This is a genomic window from Streptomyces sp. AC555_RSS877, assembly GCF_019049245.1.
In the GTDB taxonomy this organism is placed as follows: Bacteria; Actinomycetota; Actinomycetes; order Streptomycetales; family Streptomycetaceae; genus Streptomyces.
On the sequence record NZ_JAGMUK010000018.1, the window covers coordinates 131850 to 154172 of the forward strand.

A 22323-nucleotide genomic window follows, 5' to 3' on the forward strand; every position below is an offset into this window, starting at 1 on the left:
CTTCCTCCCCCTCGTGAACGAGGGGATTCCTACGGCTCGCGCCGTGGGGTTTTCTGCTTCGTCGCCGACTGCCCGCCCGGAGAACTCCGTTGAGGTCTTACACCGGCTCCACAGACTGTCACCGCCAGCCCGGCGGCCAGAAGGTTCTTCGCCGCGTTCACGTCCCGGTCATGGGTCGTACCGCAGTCGCACGTCCACGTACGGACGCTGAGGGGCATCTTCGCCTGCAAGGTGCCGCACACGGAGCACAGCCTGGAGGAGGGGAAGAAGCGGTCCACCGCGATCACTTCCCGCCCGTACCAGGCGGCCTTGTACTCCAGCAGAAAGCGAAACTCGCTCCAGCTCGCGTCCGAGATGGCCCGGGCGAGCGTGTGGTTCCTGACCATGTTGCGCACGGTCAGGTCCTCGATCACGAGCGTTTGGTTTTCACGCACGAGACGGGTGGTCAGCTTGTGGAGCATGTCGCGGCGCCGGTCGGCGATCCTCGCATGAATCCTGGCGACCTTGCGCCGGGCCTTGGCCCGGTTGGCGCCGTCACCCTTCGCCTTACGGGACAGCTCCCGCTGGGCCTTGGCGAGTCGGGTGCGGTCGCGGCGTTCATGCCTGGGGTTGGCGATCTTCTCCCCGGTGGAGAGGGTCAGCAGGTGGTCCAGGCCGACATCGATGCCGACCGCGCTGTCGGCGGCGGGGAAGGGCTGGATGGACGGGTCGTCACACAGCATCGAGACGAACCAGCGTCCGGCCGCGTCCTGCGAGACGGTCACCGTGGAGGGCGTCGCCCCTTCGGGCAGCGGCCGGGACCACACGATGTCCAGTGGGTCCGCCATCTTCGCCAGGGTCAGCCGGCCGTCGCGGAAGCGGAACCCGCTGGTGGTGTACTCCGCCGACTTCCGCGACCTCTTGCGCGATTTGAAGCGCGGGTACTTCGCGCGCTTGGCGAAGAAGTGGGTGAACGCGGTCTGCAAGTGCCGCAGCGTCTGCTGGAGCGGCACCGACGACACGTCGCCCAGGAAAGCCAGCTCCTCGGTCTTCTTCCATGCCGTCAGCATCGTGGAGGTGGCGTTGTAGTTGACCCGCTCCTGCCGCGCCCACGCCTGCGTGCGGGCGGCGAGCGCCAGGTTGTAGACCTTCCGCACGCAGCCGAACGTGCGCGACAGCTCTACTGCCTGCGCATCACTCGGATAGAAGCGGTACTTGAACGCCCGCTTCACATGGGTCACGGCCATGCTCACAAACTAGCCAGGCTCTAGGTGAAGTTCAATCTGCCGGTCAGGGCACCGTGATCCGCCCTGGCGGCGAATCCCAGCTCCTTGCCCAGCTCCGCAGGGGTTTCGTTTCCTCCCCCGGCTGAAGCCGGGGGTATCCACGAAAGGCCTCCGATGAAGACGACCGAGACCCCCGCCCCCCTCCCGGCAGAGCCCGGCATTCCCGTCGCCAAGGTCGATGTCCCGGCCGGCCCGCCCCGCAAGGAGAAGAAGCAGGGCACCGCCCTCAACGTCTTCTCGCACGGGATCCTGGTCATCTGGGCGATCATGGTCGTACTGCCACTGCTGTGGGCGGTGATGACGTCCTTCAAGGACGACAGCTCCATCTTCGGCTCGCCCTGGTCGCTGCCGGACACGCTGCACTTCGACAACTGGTCGCGGGCCTGGACCGAGGCCAACATGAGCGACTACTTCCTCAACACCATTCTGGTGGTGGGAGGTTCGCTCATCGGCACCCTGGTGCTCGGCTCGATGGCGGCCTACGTCCTGGCCCGCTTCGACTTCCCAGGCAACCGGTTCATCTACTTCCTGTTCATCGGCGGGATGAGTTTCCCGATCATGCTGGCGCTGGTCCCGCTGTTCTACGTCGTGAACAACATGGGCCTGCTGAACACGATCCACGGCCTGATCCTGGTCTACATCGCGTACTCGCTCCCGTTCACGGTGTTCTTCCTCACCGCGTTCTTCCGCACCCTGCCCACCTCGGTGGCGGAGGCGGCCTTCGTGGACGGGGCCTCGCACACCCGGACGTTCTTCCAGATCATGCTGCCGATGGCCAAGCCCGGCCTGATCAGCGTGGGGATCTTCAACTTCCTCGGGCAGTGGAACCAGTACATGCTGCCCACGGTGCTGAACACCGACCCGGACAAGCGCGTCCTCACCCAGGGACTGGTGCAGTTGGCGGTCAGCCAGGGGTACAAGGGCGACTGGTCCGGACTGTTCGCGGGCCTGGTCATGGCGATGCTGCCGGTGCTCGCGGCGTACATCATCTTCCAGCGGCAGGTGGTGCAGGGACTGACCGCGGGGGCGCTGAAGTAGCGGCCCCCTCACCCGTACGGCGACCGCTTCCGGATCTTCCGGAAGCGGCGGCCGTGTTTGTGTACATGAACGCGGATGCGGTTCAACCTCTTGACGGGAGGCAACCCGAACAGCTCAGCTTAGAGTTCACTAGTTGGACATAGACGGGGCCTCATTGAAGCGGTCCCGCGCGCAGGAGGTCGTCGTGGAGACTCCGGGGTCGCAGTCATCACTGCACCGAGCCAACCTGGAGCGGGTCGTACGGGCCGTACGGTTGGCCGGGTCGCTCACGCAAGCCGAGATCGCGCGGTCGACGGGCCTGTCGGCGGCGACGGTCTCCAACATCGTGCGCGAGCTCAAGGACGGTGGAACCGTAGAGGTCACGCCCACCTCCGCGGGCGGCCGCCGGGCCCGCAGCGTCTCGTTGAGCGGGGACGCCGGAATCGTCATAGGGGTCGACTTCGGGCACACGCATTTGCGCGTCGCGGTCGGGAACCTCGCCCACCAGGTGCTGGCCGAGGAGTCCGAGCCGCTCGACGTGGACGCCTCCTCGACGCAGGGCTTCGACCGTGCGGAACACCTGGTCAATCGCCTGATTGCAGCAACCGGTGTCGACCGGTCGAAGATCGCCGGCGTGGGCCTCGGCGTACCCGGCCCCATCGACCTGGAGTCCGGCACGCTCGGCTCCTCCGCCATCCTGCCGGGCTGGATCGGCACCAAGCCCGCCGAGGAGCTGCGCGGGCGCCTCGGCGTGCCCGTTCACGTGGACAACGACGCCAACCTCGGCGCCCTCGGTGAGCTGGTGTGGGGCAGCGGGCGGGGGGTGCGCGACCTGGCGTACATCAAGGTCGCCAGCGGTGTCGGAGCCGGCCTGGTGATCAACGGGACCATTTACCGCGGCCCCGGTGGCACAGCGGGCGAAATCGGACATATTACACTTGACGAGTCCGGCCCCGTCTGCCGCTGTGGAAACCGGGGCTGCCTGGAGACCTTCGCGGCCGCGCGCTATGTGCTGCCGCTCCTCCAGTCCAGCCACGGGACCGACCTGACGATGGAAGGCGTCGTGCGGCTGGCGCGGGACGGAGACCCAGGCTGCCGTCGGGTGATCGCCGACGTCGGCCGACACATCGGCAGTGGAGTCGCCAATCTCTGCAATCTGTTGAACCCGAGCCGGGTGGTCCTGGGCGGTGATCTCGCCGAGGCCGGTGAGCTGGTGCTCGGGCCCATCAGGGAGTCCGTCGGCCGCTATGCGATCCCCAGTGCGGCGCGCCAACTGTCCGTGCTTCCAGGGGCACTTGGAGGCCGTGCGGAGGTGCTCGGAGCACTCGCCCTCGCACTGAGCGAGATGGGTGATTCGACCCTTTTGGACAGTACGCTGCATGCTGCGACGCCTGCCTTCACTTAGAGAACGCAGGACGCCGTTGCCATCTCGTTAAGTATTTACTTCTTGACGTCGCACGCGTGGCCGAGTTGACTTCCAGCCACCTCGGCCGCAACGACGCGGCCTCGTCAGGGAGGTTACAAAGTGAACACGCGAATGCGTCGTACCGCCGTTGCTGTAGCGATCGGGGCGCTCGCCGTCTCGGTGGCGGCTTGTGGCAAGGCCGGCGACGACGACTCGGACAGCGGCAGCGGCTCGGGCAGCAAGTCGATCGGCCTGCTTCTTCCCGACAACGTCACCGCTCGTTACGAGAAGTTCGACAAGCCGTACTTCGAGGACAAGGTCGCCGAGCTCTGCTCTGACTGCAAGGTCGAGTACGCGAACGCCGCGGCCGACTCGGCCAAGCAGGCGCAGCAGGTCAGCAGCATGATCACCAAGGGCGTCAAGGTCATCGTGATCAGCGCCCAGGACTCCGCCGCGATCAAGTCCTCGATCCAGAGCGCGGTCGACAAGGGCGTCAAGGTCATCGCGTACGACCGTCTGGCCCAGGGCCCGGTCTCCGCGTACGTCTCCTTCGACAACGTCAAGGTCGGCGAGCTCCAGGGTCAGGCCCTGATCGACGCCCTCGGCTCCAAGGCGACCCCCAAGTCCAAGGTCGTCATGATCAACGGTGACGACGCCGACCCGAACGCCGCGCAGTTCAAGGAAGGCGCCCACAAGGCCCTCGACGGCAAGGTGGACATCGCCTACGAGCAGTCGGGTCTGTGGAAGGACACGGTCGCCGCACAGAAGATGTCGGCCGCGATCACCCAGCTCGGCGCCAAGAACATCGCGGGCGTCTACTCCGCCAACGACGGCATGGCCGGTGGTATCGCGACCGCCCTCAAGGGCGCCGGCATCAGCGGCATCCCGCTGACCGGTCAGGACGCGGAGCTCGCCGGTATCCAGCGCATCGTCGCCGGCACCCAGTCCAGCACCGTCTACAAGGCATTCAAGCCGGAGGCCGACGCCGCCGCCCAGCTCGCGGTCAACCTGCTCGACGGCAAGAGCATCGACGACCTGGCCACCGAGACGCTGACCAGCGGCTCCGGCGACAAGGTGCCCTCGCAGCTGCTGACCCCGGTCTCGGTCACCGTCGACAACATCAACGACACGGTGATCAAGGACAAGCTCTACACCGTCGCCGACATCTGCACCGCGGACTACGCCGCCAAGTGCAAGGCGGCCGGTCTGGAGTAAAGCCGCACCGCGGCATGCAGAGCCTGTCCGGCGCTCGCCCCACCTTCACCCCGCTGCGGGGCGGGCGCCGGACGGAAGCATGACGTGAGCGGCCCCGGGAAAGTCCAGGCACACCCCCACGCCGCCCGGCGGGCACTCTCCCGAGAGCACGCACGGCCAGCGGCGCAGGCCGCCACCGCGGCGGGCGCGGAAACGTACCCGCACTTTCCCCGAGTCGCTCGCCCGTTGCCAAGAGGCGACGGCCCGCGCATGTTCATCTTGTAAACCAGTGCCTCGAGCACAACACTCCGCGCCTTTTGACAAGCGCGGCATCCCCGCCGGTCAGGCGGCGAAGGAGATGGTTCACGTGTCCGCTACGCCCGTGCTGGCGTTGCGCGGAGTCTCCAAGCGATTCGGTGCGGTGCAGGCCCTCACCGATGTCGAGCTGGAGGTCCACGCCGGAGAAGTAGTCGCCCTGGTCGGCGACAACGGCGCAGGTAAGTCCACCTTGGTCAAGACGATCGCCGGCGTGCACCCCATCGATGAGGGCGTCATCGAGTGGGACGGCAAGCCGGTCAGCATCAACAAGCCGCACGACGCCCAGGGCCTCGGCGTCGCGACCGTCTACCAGGACCTCGCCCTGTGCGACAACCTCGACGTCGTCGGCAACCTCTACCTCGGCCGTGAGCTGCTGCACCGCGGTGTCATCGACGAGGTCACGATGGAGAAGAACGCCCGCGAGCTGCTGAGCACCCTCTCCATCCGCATCCCGAGCGTGCGCATCCCGATCGCCAGCCTCTCCGGTGGTCAGCGTCAGGTCGTCGCCATCGCCCGCGCGCTGATCGGCGACCCCAAGATCGTCATCCTCGACGAGCCCACCGCCGCTCTCGGCGTCGAGCAGACCGCGCAGGTCCTCGACCTGGTCGAGCGGCTGCGCGAGCGCGACCTCGGCGTCATCCTCATCAGCCACAACATGGCCGACGTCAAGGCGGTCGCGGACACCGTCGCCGTGCTGCGCCTGGGCAGGAACAACGGGTCCTTCCCGGTGAAGGACACCACCCACGAAGAGATCATCGCCGCGATCACCGGTGCCACGGAGAACGCCGTGACCCGTCGTGCCGGGCGACGCACCACGGAGGCGGCAAAGTGAGTGACACGTCCAAGACCGTGAAGCAGGATCCGGAGGCCTCGCAGGCCACCGTCGCGCCGGCCGACGACCCCACGGCCGCGCCGGTCACCGTCGTCGACCCGCGTCTGCTGATCCGCGAAGAGGGCCTCAAGGGCTACCTGACCGAGTTCAAGCGGAAGATGAAGGGCGGTGAGCTCGGCTCCCTGCCGGTCGTCATCGGTCTGATCGTCATCTGGACGATCTTCCAGCTGCAGAACGACCGGTTCCTCAGCGCCGACAACCTGTCCAACATCAGCTACTACCTCTCGGCCACCGGCATGCTCGCCATCGGCCTGGTGTTCGTGCTGCTGCTGGGCGAGATCGACCTGTCCGTCGGCTCCGTCAGCGGCCTGGCGTCCACGGTGTTCGCCGTCTTCGTGGTCGACCACGGGGTGAACTCGTGGCTGGCCCTGGTGCTGACCGTGATCACCGGCGTCGGCATCGGCGCGCTGCACGGCTGGTTCTTCGCCAGGATCGGCGTTCCGGCCTTCGTGGTGACCCTGGCGGGCTTCCTCGGCTGGAACGGTCTGATGCTGTGGCTGCTCGGTGAGAGCGGCACCATCAACATCCCGGACGAGGGTCCGGTCCACCTCTTCGGCCAGAGCTCGTTCTTCATGGACCAGGCCGTCATCGGCGCCTACCTGCTGGCCGGCCTCGGTGTCGCCTCCATGCTCTACGGCTCGCTCGTCGACCAGCGCCGCCGTCGTGCTGCCGGGGTGCCCTTCCGGCCCACCAGCGAGATCGCGCTGCGGGTCGGTGCCCTCGCGGTGGCCGCGTTCGTCGCCGCGTACGTGCTGAACTCCTCCGCCGGTGTGTCCAACGCGCTGGTGATCTTCCTCGCGTCGCTGGTGATCGTGGACTTCGTGCTGCGGCGCACCCCGTACGGCCGCAAGGTCTTCGCGGTCGGCGGTGGCATCGAGGCCGCCCGCCGTGCCGGTATCAACGTGTCCATGATCCGTATCACCGTGTTCGCCATCGCCGGTGGCTTCGCGGCGGTCGGCGGCATGTTCTTCGCCGGGCAGACGCAGAGCGCCACGCTGAACGCCGGTGGCGGCAACACGCTGATGCTGGCGATCGCCGCGGCGGTCATCGGCGGTACCAGCCTCTTCGGCGGGCGGGGCACCGTGTGGTCCGCGCTGCTGGGCATGCTGGTCATCCAGTCCATCCAGACCGGTCTGGACCTGCTGAACATGAACACCTCGATCCAGTACATGATCACCGGTGCGGTGCTGCTGGGTGCGGTGGTCATCGACTCCGTCTCGCGCAGGAGTCAGAAGGCCGCGGGTCGCGCGTAGCGCGGAAGCGCCGAGGGGGTGCGGTGTTCTGACGGCTGACCGGCCGTGCGTGGCTGGTCGCGCAGTTCCCCGCACCCCTGGGGGACCACTGTTGCCCGGCACCGAAAGGTGCCGGGCAACAGTCATGTCGTAGGAGCGTCGCATCTTGGGTACAGCCGATCGCGTGACGTATCACGCACCGCCCGGGCGCGGGCCACGAAGGCGGAACATTAGACTCGACAAGCCCGGCAACAGCTCTACTGCAAGGAGGCACGGGTGCCGCTGCTGACCCGCATCAGGGGACCGCGCGATCTGGACCGGCTCAGCCTGGAGCAGCTGGACCAGCTGGCCGAGGAGATCCGGACCTTCCTCGTCGACGCCGTCTCCAAGACCGGCGGCCACCTCGGCCCCAACCTCGGTGTGGTCGAGCTCACCATCGCCATGCACCGGGTGTTCGACTCGCCCAGGGACAAGGTGCTCTGGGACACCGGCCACCAGTCCTACGTGCACAAGCTGCTCACCGGCCGTCAGGACTTCTCGAAGCTGAAGATGAAGGGCGGCCTGTCCGGCTACCCCTCGCAGGCCGAGTCCGAGCACGACGTCATCGAGAACAGCCACGCCTCCACGGTCCTCGGCTGGGCCGACGGCATCGCCAAGGCCAACCAGATCCTCAAACGCGACGACCACGTGGTCGCCGTGATCGGTGACGGCGCCCTGACCGGCGGTATGGCCTGGGAGGCGCTCAACAACATCGCCGACGCCAAGGACCGCCCGCTGGTCATCGTCGTCAACGACAACGAGCGGTCGTACGCGCCGACCATCGGCGGCCTCGCCAACCACCTCGCGACGCTGCGCACCACCGACGGCTACGAGCGCTTCCTCGCCCGTACCAAGGAGGTGCTGGAGCGGACGCCCGTCGTCGGCAGGCCGCTGTACGAGACCCTCCACGGGGCCAAGAAGGGCCTCAAGGACTTCATCGCGCCGCAGGGCATGTTCGAGGACCTCGGCCTGAAGTACGTCGGTCCGATCGACGGCCACGACATCGAGGCCCTGGAGTCCGCGCTGGCGCGTGCCAAGCGCTTCGGCGGGCCCGTCATCGTGCACTGCCTCACCGAGAAGGGCCGCGGCTACCAGCCCGCCCTCCAGGACGAGGCGGACCGCTTCCACGCCGTCGGCAAGATCCACCCCGACACCGGCCTGCCGATCTCCACCTCCGGCGCCGACTGGACCTCCGTGTTCGGTGAGGAGATGGTCGAGCTCGGCAAGGAGCGCGAGGACATCGTCGCGATCACGGCCGCCATGCTGCAGCCGGTCGGCCTCGACAAGTTCGCCAAGGCCTTCCCGGAGCGGGTCTACGACGTCGGCATCGCCGAGCAGCACGCCGCCGTCTCCGCGGCGGGCCTCGCCACGGGCGGTGTGCATCCGGTGTTCGCGGTGTACGCCACCTTCCTCAACCGCGCCTTCGACCAGGTCCTCATGGACGTCGCCCTGCACAAGTGCGGGGTGACGTTCGTGCTGGACCGGGCCGGTGTCACCGGCACCGACGGTGCCTCCCACAACGGCATGTGGGACATGTCGATCCTCCAGGTCGTCCCCGGCCTCAGGCTCGCCGCCCCGCGCGACGCCGACCAGGTCCGCGCCCAGCTGCGCGAGGCCGTCACCGTCGACGACGCGCCGACCGTGGTCCGCTTCTCCAAGGGCGCCGTCGGCCCCGCCGTACCCGCCGTGGGCCGGGTCGGCGGCATGGACGTGCTGCGCGAGCCCGGCACCGACACGCCGGACGTGCTCCTCGTCTCCGTGGGCGCGCTGGCGCCCATGTGCCTGGAGATCGCGAACCTCCTCGACAAGCAGGGCATCTCCACCACCGTCGTCGACCCGCGCTGGGTCAAGCCCGTCGACGAGGCCATGGCCCCGCTCGCCGAGCGGCACCGCGTGGTCGTCACCGTCGAGGACAACTCCCGCGTCGGCGGCGTCGGTTCGACGATCGCGCAGGCCCTGCGGGACGCGGGCGTCGACGTCCCGCTGCGGGACTTCGGCATCCCGCCGCGCTTCCTCGACCACGCCTCCCGCGCCGAGGTGATGGCGGAGATCGGGCTCACCGCCCCCGACATCGCCCGCCAGGTCACCGGACTGGTGTCCAAGCTGGACGGCCGGTACGGCAGCACGGCGGCCGAGGTCGACGCGGTGGAACCCGCGCGCGACTAGGGCCTGTTCGGCGGATCAGGTCGCAGGAAATGCGCGGCGCCTCGTCGACGCAGGTGAGCGGGGCCTGGTGCGTCGAGCTGCAAGGCGGAGGAGGGCGTCGACGCGATGGGGGCCCCGCTCGAGCGAGGTCGAGAGTGGGGGAGTCGGCAATCGACGACAACGCGGCAGATCGGCGTGCCAGGCCCCGCGTCTGCGGCATGATCCGCCGGACAGGACCTAGCCGCAGCAGATAGGCCGGATGGGCCGGTTCCGCCACCGTGAGGGGTGGTGGAACCGGCCCATTGGCGTGAATCCGCCCGCGCCGGGGCATACGCAGTACGCCCCCTCTCGATCATGTCGAGGACGACAAGCGTGGGAGGTATCCCGTGAGCAGCACCCTCTTCCGGACGAAGAAGGTCGAGCAGTCCATCCTCGATACCGAGGAACCAGAGCACGCGCTCAAGAAGTCCTTGTCCGCGCTGGACCTGACCGTCTTCGGCGTCGGCGTCATCATCGGCACCGGCATCTTCGTCCTGACCGGCACCGTCGCCAAGAACAACGCCGGTCCCGCCGTCGCCCTGGCCTTCGCGGTGGCCGGGGTCGTCTGCGCGCTCGCCGCGCTGTGTTACGCCGAGTTCGCCTCGACGGTCCCGGTGGCCGGATCGGCGTACACCTTCTCGTACGCCTCACTCGGCGAACTGCCCGCCTGGATCATCGGCTGGGACCTGGTCCTGGAGTTCGCGCTCGGCACCGCGGTGGTCGCCGTCGGCTGGTCCGGCTACGTCGCCTCGCTGCTGGACAACGCCGGCTGGCACCTGCCGGCGGCGCTCGGCGTCAGAGACGGCGCCGAGGGTTTCGGCTTCGACATCCTCGCCGCCGCGCTCGTTCTGGTGCTCACCGGCATCCTCGTGCTCGGCACCAAGCTTTCCGCGCGCGTCACCTCGCTGGTCGTCGCCATCAAGGTGACGGTCGTCCTGACGGTGATCGTCGCCGGCGCCTTCTTCATCAAGGGCGACAACTACGACCCGTTCATCCCGAAGGCGCAGGAGGTGCCGGCGGGGGACAGTCTCCAGTCCCCGCTCATCCAGCTGATGTTCGGCTGGGCGCCGTCCAACTTCGGTGTGATGGGCATCTTCACGGCCGCGTCGGTCGTCTTCTTCGCCTTCATCGGTTTCGACGTCGTGGCCACGGCCGCCGAGGAGACCAAGAACCCGCAGCGGGACATGCCCCGCGGCATCCTGGGCTCCCTCATCATCTGCACCACGCTGTACGTCCTGGTGTCGATCGTGGTGACCGGCATGCAGCACTACACCGACCTGTCCGTGACCGCCCCGCTCGCCGACGCCTTCAAGGCCACCGGACACCCCTGGTTCGCGGGCTTCATCAGTTTCGGCGCCGCCGTCGGCCTCACCACCGTCTGCATGATCCTGCTGCTGGGCCAGACCCGCGTCTTCTTCGCGATGAGCCGCGACGGACTGCTGCCGCGCTTCTTCTCCCAGGTCCACCCGCGGTTCAAGACCCCGCACCGGCCGACCATCCTGCTGGGCGTGCTCATCGCGATCCTCGCCGGCTTCACGCCCCTGAGCGAACTCGCCGAGCTGGTGAACATCGGCACGCTGTTCGCCTTCGTGGTCGTCGCGATCGGCGTGATCATCCTCCGCAAGTCCCGCCCCGACCTGCACCGGGCCTTCCGCACCCCGTGGGTGCCGTTCATCCCGATCCTGTCGGTGTGCGCGTCGCTGTGGCTGATGCTCAACCTGCCCGCCGAGACCTGGCTGCGGTTCGCCGTCTGGATGGCGATCGGCTTCGTCGTGTACTTCGTCTACGGCCGCTCCCACAGCCGTCTCGGGCGGCAGGAGCAGACCACGGCCGGCCAGGCGGCCAAGCCGCCGAACGGCGGCACGGCGTAGTCGGCCGCGGTGCCCCCACCGGCCCCGTAGGTCCCGCTCGGCGGCGCCTACGGGGCCGGATCACGTGCCACCCGCGCCGTCTGACCGGAATTGACCGGCACCGTACGAAAGCTGGCTCGTAAGCTACCTTTGCCACCCTTGTCACTGAGCGGAAACGGCCCCGATGATGGGTGAAGCGGTGACGACGTGCCCCTCTCGACCGCTCAGTGCGATTCCACTCGGTGGGGATCCGTTCGACACGCGATTCCACGAACCGGAGAAGGAGACCGCGATGACGAACGCCGGAGAGGTTTCGGATGCGGTTCTGGACGGGTTACCGGCAGGGCACCCGCAGCCGCCGCAGTGCACCACCCGCATCCCCGATTGCGGCGTCATCCCGCTGGACGGTCTGGGCGAGGTCGACCACCGGACCCTGAGCAGACTGCTGCCCTCGGGGCGGCGGCCGGGCCCCGGCTTCAACTCCGGCATCTGACCGACCGGACACCATGCGCCGATGACCGCCGGGACAAGAGCGTTCCGCCAGTTCGTCCTCAAGGTGCACAGCAGATGCGACCTGGCCTGCGATCACTGCTACGTCTACCGGCACGCCGACCAGAGCTGGCGGCGCCGGCCGCAGGTGATGTCGGACGAGGTGGCGACGGCCGTGGTGTCACGGATCGCCGAACACGCCGGGGCCCACCCCGAACTTGGGCGCGTGCACGTCATCCTGCACGGCGGCGAGCCCCTGCTCGCCGGACGCGAGCGACTGGCCCGGCTCGCCCAGCAGCTGCGTTCCGCGCTGGCCGGCGTGTGCGAACTCGACCTGCGCATGCAGACCAACGGCCTGCGCCTGGACGAGGACCTGTGCCGCATGCTGGTGCAGGAACGGATCAGCACCGGGATCTCCCTCGACGGCGACCGAGCCGCCAACGACCGTCACCGTAAGCGGGCGAACGGCACCGGCTCCTACGAAGCCGTCGTCACAGCCGTACGGCTCATCGGCTCCCCTCCCTACCGCAGCGCCTTCGCCGGCCTGCTGTGCACCGTCGACGTGCGCAACGACCCGGCCGCCGTCTACGACGCCCTGGCCGCGCTCGACCCGCCGCGGGTGGACTTCCTGCTGCCGCACGCCACATGGGACCGGCCGCCCCCGCGGGACGCCGCCGCCCCCGCCGCCCACGCGCGCTGGCTGATCACCGTCCACGACCGCTGGAGTGCCGCCGGCAGACCCTTCCCGGTCCGTCTCTTCGACTCGATCGAGGCCGGGCAGGACGGGCAGGAGTCCTTCACCGAGTCGCTCGGCCTCGGCAGCCCCGACCTGGTCGTCGTCGAGACCGACGGGGAGATCGAGCAGGCCGACTGGCTCAAGACGGCCGGACACGGCGCGCCTCGCACCGGATTCCACGTCCTGCGGCACACGTTCGACGAGGCGGCCGCCCACCCCGGCTTCCTGGCGCGGAGCGGGGGAGCGGACGCCCTGAGCCGGCAGTGCCGGGACTGTTCCGTGGTGCGGATCTGCGGGGGCGGCCTGTACGGCCACCGCCACCGGTCGGACAACGGCTTCGACAACCCCTCGGTCTACTGCGAGGACCTCTTCCGGCTGATCGGACACGTGCTGCGGTCCCCGCGCCCACGGCCGGTTCGCCGCCCGCACACGCTGACCGCGCACGGCTTCGACTCCCTCGCCGCGGGCGACGGGAGCGGCGACGCGCTGCGCGCCCTCGTCGCCGCCGAGGCCAGCGTGCGCCGGATGCTGCTCGGCGCGGTGTGCGCCCGCCACCCGGGCCCCGAGGCGAGTGCCCTGACCCGGCTGGACCGGCACCGGCCCCGTGAGACCGCCGAGACCCTGCGCCATCCGCACCTCGGCACCTGGGCGGTGCGGAGCCTGGAAGAACGGGTGCCACCGGATGCGGTCCGGCAGCGACTCGGCGAGATCGCCGTGGCGGTGGCGCTTCGGGCAGGCACCGGGTTCCGGTTCGAACTGCCGGAGCAGGCGCTCCAGGCCCACCTGCCGGGATTCGGGCGGCTGACCCTGGCGCCCGGCCACGGGCCCGTCGCGCTGGTCGCGCACGAAGGCGGGCTGCTGACCGCCGTCCCGGGCGGGAAGCCCCTCCCCGTCAGCGAGAGCGCGCCCCTCGGCATCGGCTGGGAACCCGCACGCCACGTTCCCGCGTGGGGGACCACCATCCTGCTGGAGGACGGCGACCCCTACCGCGACGGCTTCCCGGCCGAGCCCGAACCCCGAATGGACGAGGCGGCCCACATCCGGTGGATCCGGCTGTTCGCCGACGCCACCGCGCACCTGCGCGCCCGGCACGCCCACCGTGCGCCGGGAGTCCGCGCCCTGCTCACCGCGTGCACCCCGGTGCGCGGGGCAGCCGGACAAGGAGCCGTAGCAGTCGATCCGCACGCCTTCGGCGCCCTGGGGCTGGCCCTGCCGGACACCGCCCAGGCGCTGGCCGGGCTGATCGTGGAAGGAGTGCAACAGGTGAAGTTCAACGCCCTGTTGGACCTGTTCGATCTCGCCGGCAGCGACGTGTCCACAGAAGGCCTCCGGTCCGCGTACCTGGACCGCGTCCCGGCCACAGCGATCCCCGACGACGGCCTCACCGCGTACGGGCGCCGGATGGCCGCCAGGCTACGAGGCTGACGGAGGATGCCCACGGAGGCCTGCCTCACCGCGGACCTGCGGGCACTCGGCGTGGAGAAGGCCATGACACTGCTGGTGCACGCGTCCCTGCGGTCCGTCGGCCCCGTACCCGGCGGCGGCCGCGCGGTACTGCGCGCGCTGCGGGCGGCGCTCGGTCCCGACGGCACCCTGGTGGTGCCCACGTTCACCGAGGGGAATTCGCTGACATCACGGACGTATGTCCGCATGACCCGAGGCCTGACATGGAGTCAACTCCTGTCCTACCGTAGGAACATGGAGCCCTTCAGCGCGGCTTCCACACCCTCCGACGGCATGGGACGGCTGGCGGAGGAGGTGCGGACCACCCCGGGAGCCGTGCGCAGCACGCACCCGCAGACGTCCTTCGCCGCGCTCGGACCCAGGGCCCGCCGGATCACCGCCGGGCACGCCCTGGACTGTCTGCTGGGCGAGCGGTCCCCCCTCGGCCGTCTGTACGACGAGGAGGCGTACGTCCTGCTGCTGGGCGTCGGGTTCGAGGCCTGCTCGGCGTTCCACCTGGCCGAGTACCGGCAGCCCGGCGCGGTCCGCCGACGCTACGACTGCCGGCTGCTGACCGAGGACGGTCCGCGCTGGACGGACTTCGTCGACGTCGACCTCGACGACAGTGACTTCGCGGAGCTCGGCAGACGGCTGGAGCTGTCCCTGCCTGCCGGCCGTGGCCCGGTCGTCCGGGGCCGGATCGGCGCGGCCGACAGCCGGCTGTTCCCGCTGCGCTGGGCCGTCGACGCCGCCGCCGACCGGATGGCCGCGGGCCGTCCCGCGCCCCGAGGCCTCTCCGCGGAGGCCGACCGTGCATGAGAGCCGCACCCGCGACGAGCCGCGCAGCAGCGTCCAGCAGCCCTACGGGTTCCTCAGCTACGGCCGCACTCCGCACGTGCCGGAGAGCGACAGACCGCCGGACGAACGACTGCTGCGCTTCCACGCCAAGCTGACCGGCGACCTGATGGAGCTCACCGACCTGGACGCCAAGATCCCCGCGGTCTACCTCGACCGTCGCATTCCGCTGGGCAGCGCCTGGCAGGACGAACTGAAGGGCCGCCTCGCACGGTGCCAGGTCCTCGTTCCGGTCCTGTCCCGTCGCCTGTTCACCAGCGAGTGGTGCGCCCTGGAATGGGAGTGCTTCCAGCGGCGGCAGGAACTCCACCGCGAACGGGGCACCTTCACCCGCAACGCCATCGTCCCCGTCCTGTGGAACCCGCTGCGACCCGACGAGATCCCCCCGCCCTACTCCGAACTGCAGTACACCCACCAGGACTTCGGCGACGAGTACGCGCAGGCGGGGCTGCTCGGCCTGCAGGCCCACGGACGTCGTGGGGCCTTCTCCAAGGTGGTCTTCCAACTCGCCCAGAAAATCGTCGAGGTCGCGGTGAGCGCTCGCCTGGAACCGTGCGATCCGGGCGTCTTCGACGACCTCTTCGACTCCCTGACCGGTTCCGCGGGGGAGGAGCGCTGATGCTCGGCAGCCGTTTCACACAAGGCGTGCGCGACTGGGCGCCCCACTTCTTTCTCAGCTACGCCCCCGTGCCCCCGCCGGGCGGAGGCGGGGACACCGACCGCCCGGCGGCCGACAAGAACGTGAAGGAGTTCTACAACGACCTGACCAGGGCGGTCCTCACGATGAGCGGATCCTCGGCGGCCGGCTGCGTCGGCTATCTGGACGCAGCCGACCGCGGCGGGCCCGACACGGCGCGCGCCCTGCACCGTTGCCACAGCTTCGTTCCCCTGATCACGCGCCGCTACTTCACCGACGTGTACTGCGGCCGGCAGTGGTACGCCTTCACCCACCGCTCTCCTCGCGGCAGACTCATTCCGGCGTTGTGGACGCCGGTGCCGACCACCGCGCGCCCCGTGGTCGTCGACCTGGACCTGCCCGTGCCCGAGCGGCCGGCGGCACCGCTGCGGGTGGACGACGAAGCGCTGAACCTCTACGCGGAGGGCGGCCTGTACGGGTTGCGAAAGGACGTCGACCACCCGGAGTACTACGACCAGTGCGTCCGCAGGATCGCCCAGTGCGTCGTACAGGCGGCCGGCCGCGCACCCGAACCCCTGCCGGAGAAGGGCGCCTTCGCCGATCTGGACGCCGTACCGGACGCGTTCGCCGCCTCGTCCTGGCACCCGCTGGGCATCGCCGTGCTCGCGCCGGACATCCACCACCTGCCGCCCGACCGCAGGGACACCAAGTACGGCCGCGAGCCACGGGACTGGCAGCCCTTCAGCGACGGCGTCAGCATCCCGCTGGCCGAACGCACCGCTGAACTGGCCCGCAACCTCGGGTTCTCCCCCGAGATCCGCACGTACGACGAGGCCGAGTCGGTGTTCTTCGGGGAGCGTGAGACCAGGAGCCCCTGGGTGCTGATCCTCGACCCCTGGATCCTGCTCGACCCCGCCGCCATGGACCGGCTGCGCGCCTTCGACGCCCGCGACCTGCCCTGGGTGACCGTGCTGACCCCGCTGGCCGACGACCCGCAGACCAGGCACGCGCGCGGGGAACTCGGCGCGCTGCTGAGGTCCGCGCTGCCCAGGCGGCTGAGCACGGGCCGGGCCATCCAGCGGGCCGCCGTGGCCGGCATCGACAACTCGGAGGCGTTCAACTCCCGTTTCATGGAGCTCGCCGACAGCGCGGCCCAGCAATACCTCAACCGCGTTCCGCTACGATCCTCGACCAGGCCCTCGGCGTCGACGGAGCGGCCCCAGGCCGCGTCCGGCGGACCGGTCGCCCCCGCCTTGGACCAGGCCGATTCCCAGGGTGACCAGGAGGCCCAACCGTGACCGGCGTACTCCCCAGCCCCGACGGCGGCAAGATCGTCACGTTCTACAGCTACAAGGGCGGCACCGGTCGCACCATGACGCTGGCCAACACCGCCTGGATCACGGCCTCGCAGGGCAAGCGGGTCCTGGTGGTCGACTGGGACCTGGAGGCGCCGGGACTGGACCGCTTCCTGAGCCCGTTCCTGGAACCGAACGCGTTGCGCGACCGCCCCGGAGTGCTGGACCTCATCAACGACTACATGCTGAAGGTCGAGTCCCTGCACGGTGCCCAGGTCGACGAGGGATGGATCACCGAGCAGGCCGACATCGCCAAGGCGGTCTCCCCGCTGCAGTGGAACTTCCCCGGCGAGGGCCGGCTGGACTACGTCTCGGCGGGCCGCCAGGACCGCAACTACTCTTCCATCTTCTCCCAGTTCAACTGGAACCGCTTCTACGAGGAGCAGTACGGCGGACAGTTCCTGGACGCCCTGTGCGTCCAGTTCCGGCGCGGCTACGACTACGTCCTCGTCGACAGCCGTACCGGCCTGAGCGACATCTCCGACATCTGCACCATCCACTTCCCCGACGTGCTGGTGAACTGCTTCACCCACAACGACCAGAGCATCGAAGGCGCCGCGGCCGTCGCCCGCAGGGTGGAGGACACCTACCGCGACCGGCGCATCCGGATCCTGCCGGTGCCCATGCGGGTGGAGGACTCCGAGGCGGACCGGCTGGAGGCCGCGCGGGCCAAGGTCCGGCGCACCTTCGACCAGCTGCTCGCGCGGACCCCGCACGTCGATCCGCGCGGCTACTGGGGCAAGGTGGAGGTGCCGTACAAGCCCACGTACGCCTACGAGGAGATCCTGGCGACCTTCCGCGACGAGCCGGAGACCCCCGCTTCCCTGCTCGCGGCCTGTGAACGGCTGACCTCGGTCATCACGGAGGGCGAAGTGAGCCGGCTCGCCCCGATGACCGACGAGGAGCGGCAGAGCTACCTCAAGGCCGTCGTGCGCCGCCGGCCGCCGGACCCCACCCATGTGTTCCTGAGCCATGTGCCCGAGGACCGGATGTGGGCGGACTGGATCGGGCGGTTATCAGCGACGCGGGCTTCACCGTCGGCGACGCCCGTTCCGAGGACGGATCGGCCGCCGGTGCCCTGCTCCGCGACGACACCGACAGCAACGTGCGCGGTGCCTCCCGCACGGTGGCCGTGCTGTCCGCCGCCTACCAGAAATCCCCCCAGGCCAGGGCGGTGTGGGAGGCGGTGGCCGCGGCCGACCCGATGGGATCGCGGCGCACCCTGGTGCCGATCCAGGTCAGCGACGTGCGGCTGGGGCACCCGTTCTCGGACCGCAAGCCGATCCATCTGGCCAACATGACCGAGGCGCAGGCCAGGAGCGTCCTCTTGCGGGCCCTGGACGCCCAGGTGGTCCAGGGCGAGCATCCCGCGGACGCCTCCGCCGGCGGCCCGCGCTTCCCGGGAGCGGAGCCGCCCGTATGGTCCGTTCCCGTGCGCAACGCGGCCTTCACCGGACGCGCCGAGGTTCTGGAGAACCTGCGGCTGCGGCTCGAGGACTCCGGCACCGCCACCCTCCTGCACGGCATGGGAGGCGTCGGCAAGACCCAGCTGGCCACCGAGTACGCGCACCGCTACCGCGGCAACTACGACGTGGTCTGGTGGATCGAGGCGGAGTTCGGCGACCTCGCGCTGCGCCAGTACTCCGAACTCGCCCCCCATCTCGGCATCGAGGAACGGGACAGCATCAGTGCCACGGCCGACGCGGTGCGCAACGCGCTGCGCAGAGGCACGACGTACGACCGCTGGCTGCTGGTCTTCGACAACGCGACGACTCCCGAGTCCATCGAGCGCCTGCTGGTCAACAGCCCCGTCGGCCACGTACTGATCACCACGCGCAACGAGGGCTGGGCGCAGATCGGCGAGCGGGTCGAGGTCGACGTCTTCTCCCGCGCCGAGAGCATCGAGCACCTCCTGCACCGGGTGTCCGCCATCAGCGCGGAGGACGCGGACCGGGTCGCGGAGGCGTTGGGCGACCTGCCGCTGGCCGTCGACCAGGCGGCCGCCTGGCTGAACGAGACCGGACAGGACGCCGCCGAGTACCTCGAACTGCTCCAGCCGCAGCTGGCGACGCTGGAGGCGGCCGCCGACGTCCGGACCTACCCGCTGCAGGTGGGCGCGACCTGGAACATCTCCATCCAGCAGCTCAACTCGCCGGTCGCCCGGCGGCTGTTGCAGCTGTGCGCCCATTTCGGTGCGGACCCCATCTCCTTCGACCTGGTGCACGGCAAGGAGATGGCCGAATCCCTCAGCGAGGTCCAGCCGGGCAGCGACGGCACGGCGCTGGTGTCGCGGGCCATCCGGCAGCTGCACCGCTACGCCCTGGCCAAGGTCGACCGCAAGAGCCGCAGCATCCAGGTGCACCGGCTCGTGCAGGCCGCGGTGCGTTCGTCGATGTCCGACGAGGAACAGGAGTCGGCGCTGCGCTGCGTGCGCAACGTGCTCAGTGGCGCGCGCCCTTCCGAGGGCGACGTGGAACGCCCGGGGAACTGGTCCCGCTACAACATGATCTGGCCCCACCTCAAGACACCGTGGACCAAGTACTCGCTCGACGACCGGATCCGGCGTCTGATGACCGAGTGGCTGCGGTATCTGCGGGCCCGCGGCGAGTACGCGGAGGCCATGTCGCTCGCGGAGGAGCTGCTGGTCATCTGGCAGAAGGAGGCGGGACCGAACGACCGCTGGACCCTCCATTTGCGCTTCGAGATCGCCAACGTGCTGCGCTTCCAGGGCTGGTACAGCAGGGCGCTCGACATCGACCAGGACGTCTACGAGCGACAGCGCGAGGCCCTGGGCGACGACGACGCGCACACCCTGATGACGGCGGGCGGCCTCACGGCGGACCTGCGGGCCGTGGGCCGGGTCGGCAGGGCACTGGAGATCGACCGCGAGACCTACGAGCGGTCCGTCGACCTCCTGGGCGACGACCACCCCCGGACTCTGTTCGCGGCGAACAACCTGGCCGTGTCGATGCGCATGGCCGGGGACTGCTTCGAGGCGCAGACCGTCGACAAGGACAACTGCGACCTGCGCGCCCTGACGCTGGGCGCGAAGCACCCCTACACCCTGTTCTCCCTGATCAACCTCGGTCGCGACCTGCGTTCCTGTGGTGAGTACGAGGCCTCGGCCGAGGTCCTGCGCAGCGTCCATGAGACGGCCGTGGAACTCGGTCCGGAGTCACCCCCCGCGCTGGAGGCGGCGAAGGCCCTCGCCATCACCCTGCGCCGGCTCGACAGGCTGGACGAGGCCGTCGACCTCAGCCAGGCCGTGCTGGACATCTGCCGGCGGCGCCTGAGCGAGGCCTCACCGGAGACGCTGGTGGTCCGGCTCGGGCTCGCGGGCCATCTCGCGGCGGCGGAACGCCACGAGGAGGCCTGCACGGAGACCGCCGACCTGCTCGAACGGTTCCGCGCCGCGCTCGGGGAGACCCACCCCAACACGCTGGCGTGCGCGGTCAACCACAGCATCAACCTGCTGTCGACCGGCAGGCTCGCCGCGGCCCGTGAAGTGTGCGAGCAGGCCCGTGCCGCGCTGCAGACCACACTCGGTCCCGAGCACCCCTTCAGCATGAACTGCCAGATGAACCTGGCGAACACCGAGGCAGCCCTCGGTGACGCCGGCAAGGCCGAACGCAACTACCGCCAGGCGCACCGCGAGTTGCGCGACCGTCTCGGCGCGGACCATCCCACGGCCCTCACCTGCCTGGGCAACCTCTCGGTCCTGCTCCGGGAGACCGGCCGTACCGCCGAGGCCGAGCAACTGGCCCGGGAGACCCTCGAGGTCCTGAGCGCCAAGCTCGGCGGGCAGCATTCGAAGGTGGTGCGGCTGCGCAGTGGTCAGAGGGTGGGTCTGGAGCTCGATCCGCACCCGATCTGAGGCAGTGGGCTCACGCCGTCGTGATGGCGGCGGCGTCGGCCTTCGCCTGTTCCCGGAGCCAGCCGAGCACCTTGGGCAGCACCGGAACGGCCGCGAAGTGCGCCGCAGACGGCTGCAGGACGACGGTGGCGTGCTCGATCCTGCCGGCCAGCCAGGTGAAGTGGTTGACGGGGGAGAACACGTCGTTCTCGCCGTGCCACAACAAGGTCGGCACGGTGATCTCCTTCGGATCGAAGCCCCACGACATGCTGAAGGCGACGGCGTCGTCGATCCAGCCGTCCGCGCTCTGTTTGATCCCGGCCTGGAAGTTCTTGTGCAGCATCCGTCGGATGCCCGCGTCCGCCACGACGTGCCGGTCGACGTCGGGCAGCTCCTCGTCCAGGTCCTTCAGCACGGCCATCGGGTCGGACCGCATGGCGTCCGCGTTCTGTACCAGGGTGCTCCGCAGCAGCGTGAGGTTCTCGCGGGCGTTGCGGTACTCGCGGACGTTGGACTCCGTCATCCCCTCGAACCAGTCCAGCTCCTCGGCGTCCGGCGGTGCGAGGCTCACCAGCACGGCGGCGCTGCGCACCTTGTGGGGCAGTCGCGCGGCGCAGGCGAGAGCGTGCGGGCCGCCTCCGGACCGGCCGACGACGGAGAAGTCGTCCAGCTTCAGGAACGCGGCGATGTCCTCGACGTCCTCGGCGGCGTCGACCACTTGGCGGCCGGGCCTGCGGGTGGAGCCGCCGTAGCCGGGGCGGTCGTAGGCGATGAGATGGATGCCGAGCTGGTAGAGCACCATCGACCGCGGGCGCGGTCCCATACGGCTGCCCGGGGTTCCATGCAGCAAAAAGACGGGGTGTCCTCGAGGATCACCCCAGGAGTCGAAAACGAGCTCGCGCCCGTCTCTGCTGCGAGCGGCACGCGCCACTCCTGCCTCCCGTCCACCGGCCGTCCTGAGTGCCGGAATCCTCTCAGAACGACGGGCCCCGTCGACTCAGCTTCTCGCGACGGCTTCATCCCGTCACTGGAAAGTGACCAGAATGTCGAAATTCTGACCGAACGAGGCCAGCTTATGCTTATTCTGGCGGGTCGGCCCGTGGACAGAAGGCCCCCTTCCGGGGCCGGACGGGGCACGGCACGGAGGGCCTAGCCGCGCACGGTACGCGGCCCGGTGACCTCCGCCCCCAGTTCCGTCACCCGGCGACGCAGCTCCCGGTCGGCCGTCACGACCAGGCACGGACGCCCGTCGGCGCCCGCGACCAGCTCGACCATCCGGTCGTCCCCGCTCCCCGGCGCGGCCTCGACCCGCACCCCCGGTACCGACTCCACTCCACGGGCGGCGCCCTCGACCACCAGGACGATCTCCACCGCCCCGAAGTGCCCCGGCAGCCCGTCCGCCGCCAGCTGGTCCCGCAGCCGCTCCGCGGCCCCCCGCCGGTCCCGCCACCACCCGTCGGGCACCGACCCGACGACGTTCGCGGCGTCCACGATCACGAGCAGCGGCGCGTTCTCGTCCATACCGGCCAGGGTCCCACGGCCGATGGGGGAGCAGGACG

The 22323-nt window shown here is 69.7% G+C and carries 16 protein-coding genes and 1 pseudogene; 14 read left to right on the forward strand and 3 right to left on the reverse strand.

Annotation, left to right across the window (positions count from 1 at the left end; translation table 11 throughout):
• Window positions 1–29: 29 nt before the first annotated feature.
• Complete coding sequence (locus tag KUM49_RS08695) at window positions 30–1226, reverse strand: RNA-guided endonuclease TnpB family protein (protein ID WP_217236141.1); 1197 nt, start codon at window positions 1224–1226, stop codon at window positions 30–32.
• Between the two features lie 153 nt (window positions 1227–1379).
• Here KUM49_RS08695 and KUM49_RS08700 point away from each other — a divergent pair, with 153 nt between their 5' ends.
• The 14 genes and pseudogenes from KUM49_RS08700 to fxsT all read left to right on the forward strand — a co-directional run bounded on the left by KUM49_RS08700 (window position 1380) and on the right by fxsT (window position 20785).
• Entirely contained in the window at window positions 1380–2303 is a 924-nt protein-coding gene (locus KUM49_RS08700; protein ID WP_217236142.1) for a carbohydrate ABC transporter permease, read from the forward strand.
• A gap of 184 nt (window positions 2304–2487) precedes the next feature.
• Window positions 2488–3687 (forward strand): ROK family transcriptional regulator, encoded by a 1200-nt coding sequence (locus KUM49_RS08705; RefSeq protein ID WP_217236143.1) that lies wholly within the window; start codon window positions 2488–2490, stop codon window positions 3685–3687.
• Window positions 3688–3819: 132 nt separating this feature from the next.
• Entirely contained in the window at window positions 3820–4902 is a 1083-nt protein-coding gene (locus KUM49_RS08710; protein WP_217236204.1) for a sugar ABC transporter substrate-binding protein, read from the forward strand.
• A gap of 337 nt (window positions 4903–5239) precedes the next feature.
• The gene (locus KUM49_RS08715; protein ID WP_217236144.1) at window positions 5240–6031 is read left to right on the forward strand and encodes an ATP-binding cassette domain-containing protein; all 792 of its coding nucleotides are present in this window, start codon (window positions 5240–5242) and stop codon (window positions 6029–6031) included.
• Window positions 6028–7344: a sugar ABC transporter permease gene (locus KUM49_RS08720; RefSeq protein WP_217236145.1), complete on the forward strand. Its 1317-nt coding sequence runs from the start codon at window positions 6028–6030 to the stop codon at window positions 7342–7344. The genes KUM49_RS08715 and KUM49_RS08720 overlap by 4 nt, the downstream gene beginning before the upstream one ends.
• 255 nt (window positions 7345–7599) lie before the next feature.
• Complete coding sequence (dxs, locus tag KUM49_RS08725) at window positions 7600–9528, forward strand: 1-deoxy-D-xylulose-5-phosphate synthase (RefSeq protein WP_217236146.1); 1929 nt, start codon at window positions 7600–7602, stop codon at window positions 9526–9528.
• Between the two features lie 365 nt (window positions 9529–9893).
• Window positions 9894–11417: an amino acid permease gene (locus tag KUM49_RS08730; protein WP_217236147.1), complete on the forward strand. Its 1524-nt coding sequence runs from the start codon at window positions 9894–9896 to the stop codon at window positions 11415–11417.
• Window positions 11418–11688: 271 nt separating this feature from the next.
• Complete coding sequence (locus KUM49_RS08735; protein WP_217236148.1) at window positions 11689–11889, forward strand: hypothetical protein; 201 nt, start codon at window positions 11689–11691, stop codon at window positions 11887–11889.
• A gap of 21 nt (window positions 11890–11910) precedes the next feature.
• Entirely contained in the window at window positions 11911–14046 is a 2136-nt protein-coding gene (locus tag KUM49_RS08740; RefSeq protein WP_217236149.1) for an FxsB family cyclophane-forming radical SAM/SPASM peptide maturase, read from the forward strand.
• A gap of 6 nt (window positions 14047–14052) precedes the next feature.
• Window positions 14053–14883: an aminoglycoside N(3)-acetyltransferase gene (locus tag KUM49_RS08745; RefSeq protein WP_217236150.1), complete on the forward strand. Its 831-nt coding sequence runs from the start codon at window positions 14053–14055 to the stop codon at window positions 14881–14883.
• Window positions 14876–15538, forward strand: a complete 663-nt coding sequence (locus tag KUM49_RS08750) for a TIR-like protein FxsC (RefSeq protein WP_217236151.1) — start codon at window positions 14876–14878, stop codon at window positions 15536–15538. Before KUM49_RS08745 ends, KUM49_RS08750 begins: the two co-directional genes overlap by 8 nt.
• Window positions 15538–16854 carry an FxsC protein gene (fsxC, locus tag KUM49_RS08755; RefSeq protein WP_217236152.1) on the forward strand — a complete coding sequence of 439 codons (1317 nt, stop codon included), beginning with the start codon at window positions 15538–15540 and terminating at the stop codon, window positions 16852–16854. Before KUM49_RS08750 ends, fsxC begins: the two co-directional genes overlap by 1 nt.
• Window positions 16851–17477: pseudogene (locus tag KUM49_RS50630) on the forward strand (tyrosine-protein kinase family protein); the annotation flags it as partial. The gene fsxC and the pseudogene KUM49_RS50630, both read left to right, overlap by 4 nt.
• Before the next feature lie 425 nt (window positions 17478–17902).
• Complete coding sequence (gene fxsT, locus KUM49_RS08760; RefSeq protein WP_217236153.1) at window positions 17903–20785, forward strand: FxSxx-COOH system tetratricopeptide repeat protein; 2883 nt, start codon at window positions 17903–17905, stop codon at window positions 20783–20785.
• A gap of 10 nt (window positions 20786–20795) precedes the next feature.
• Here the strand turns inward: fxsT and KUM49_RS08765 are convergent, their stop codons facing one another.
• Together KUM49_RS08765 and KUM49_RS08770 are read right to left on the reverse strand one after the other, a co-directional pair.
• Window positions 20796–21695, reverse strand: a complete 900-nt coding sequence (locus tag KUM49_RS08765) for an alpha/beta fold hydrolase (RefSeq protein WP_217236154.1) — start codon at window positions 21693–21695, stop codon at window positions 20796–20798.
• A gap of 218 nt (window positions 21696–21913) precedes the next feature.
• Window positions 21914–22285 carry an NTP pyrophosphohydrolase gene (locus tag KUM49_RS08770; protein ID WP_217236155.1) on the reverse strand — a complete coding sequence of 124 codons (372 nt, stop codon included), beginning with the start codon at window positions 22283–22285 and terminating at the stop codon, window positions 21914–21916.
• Window positions 22286–22323 lie beyond the last annotated feature (38 nt).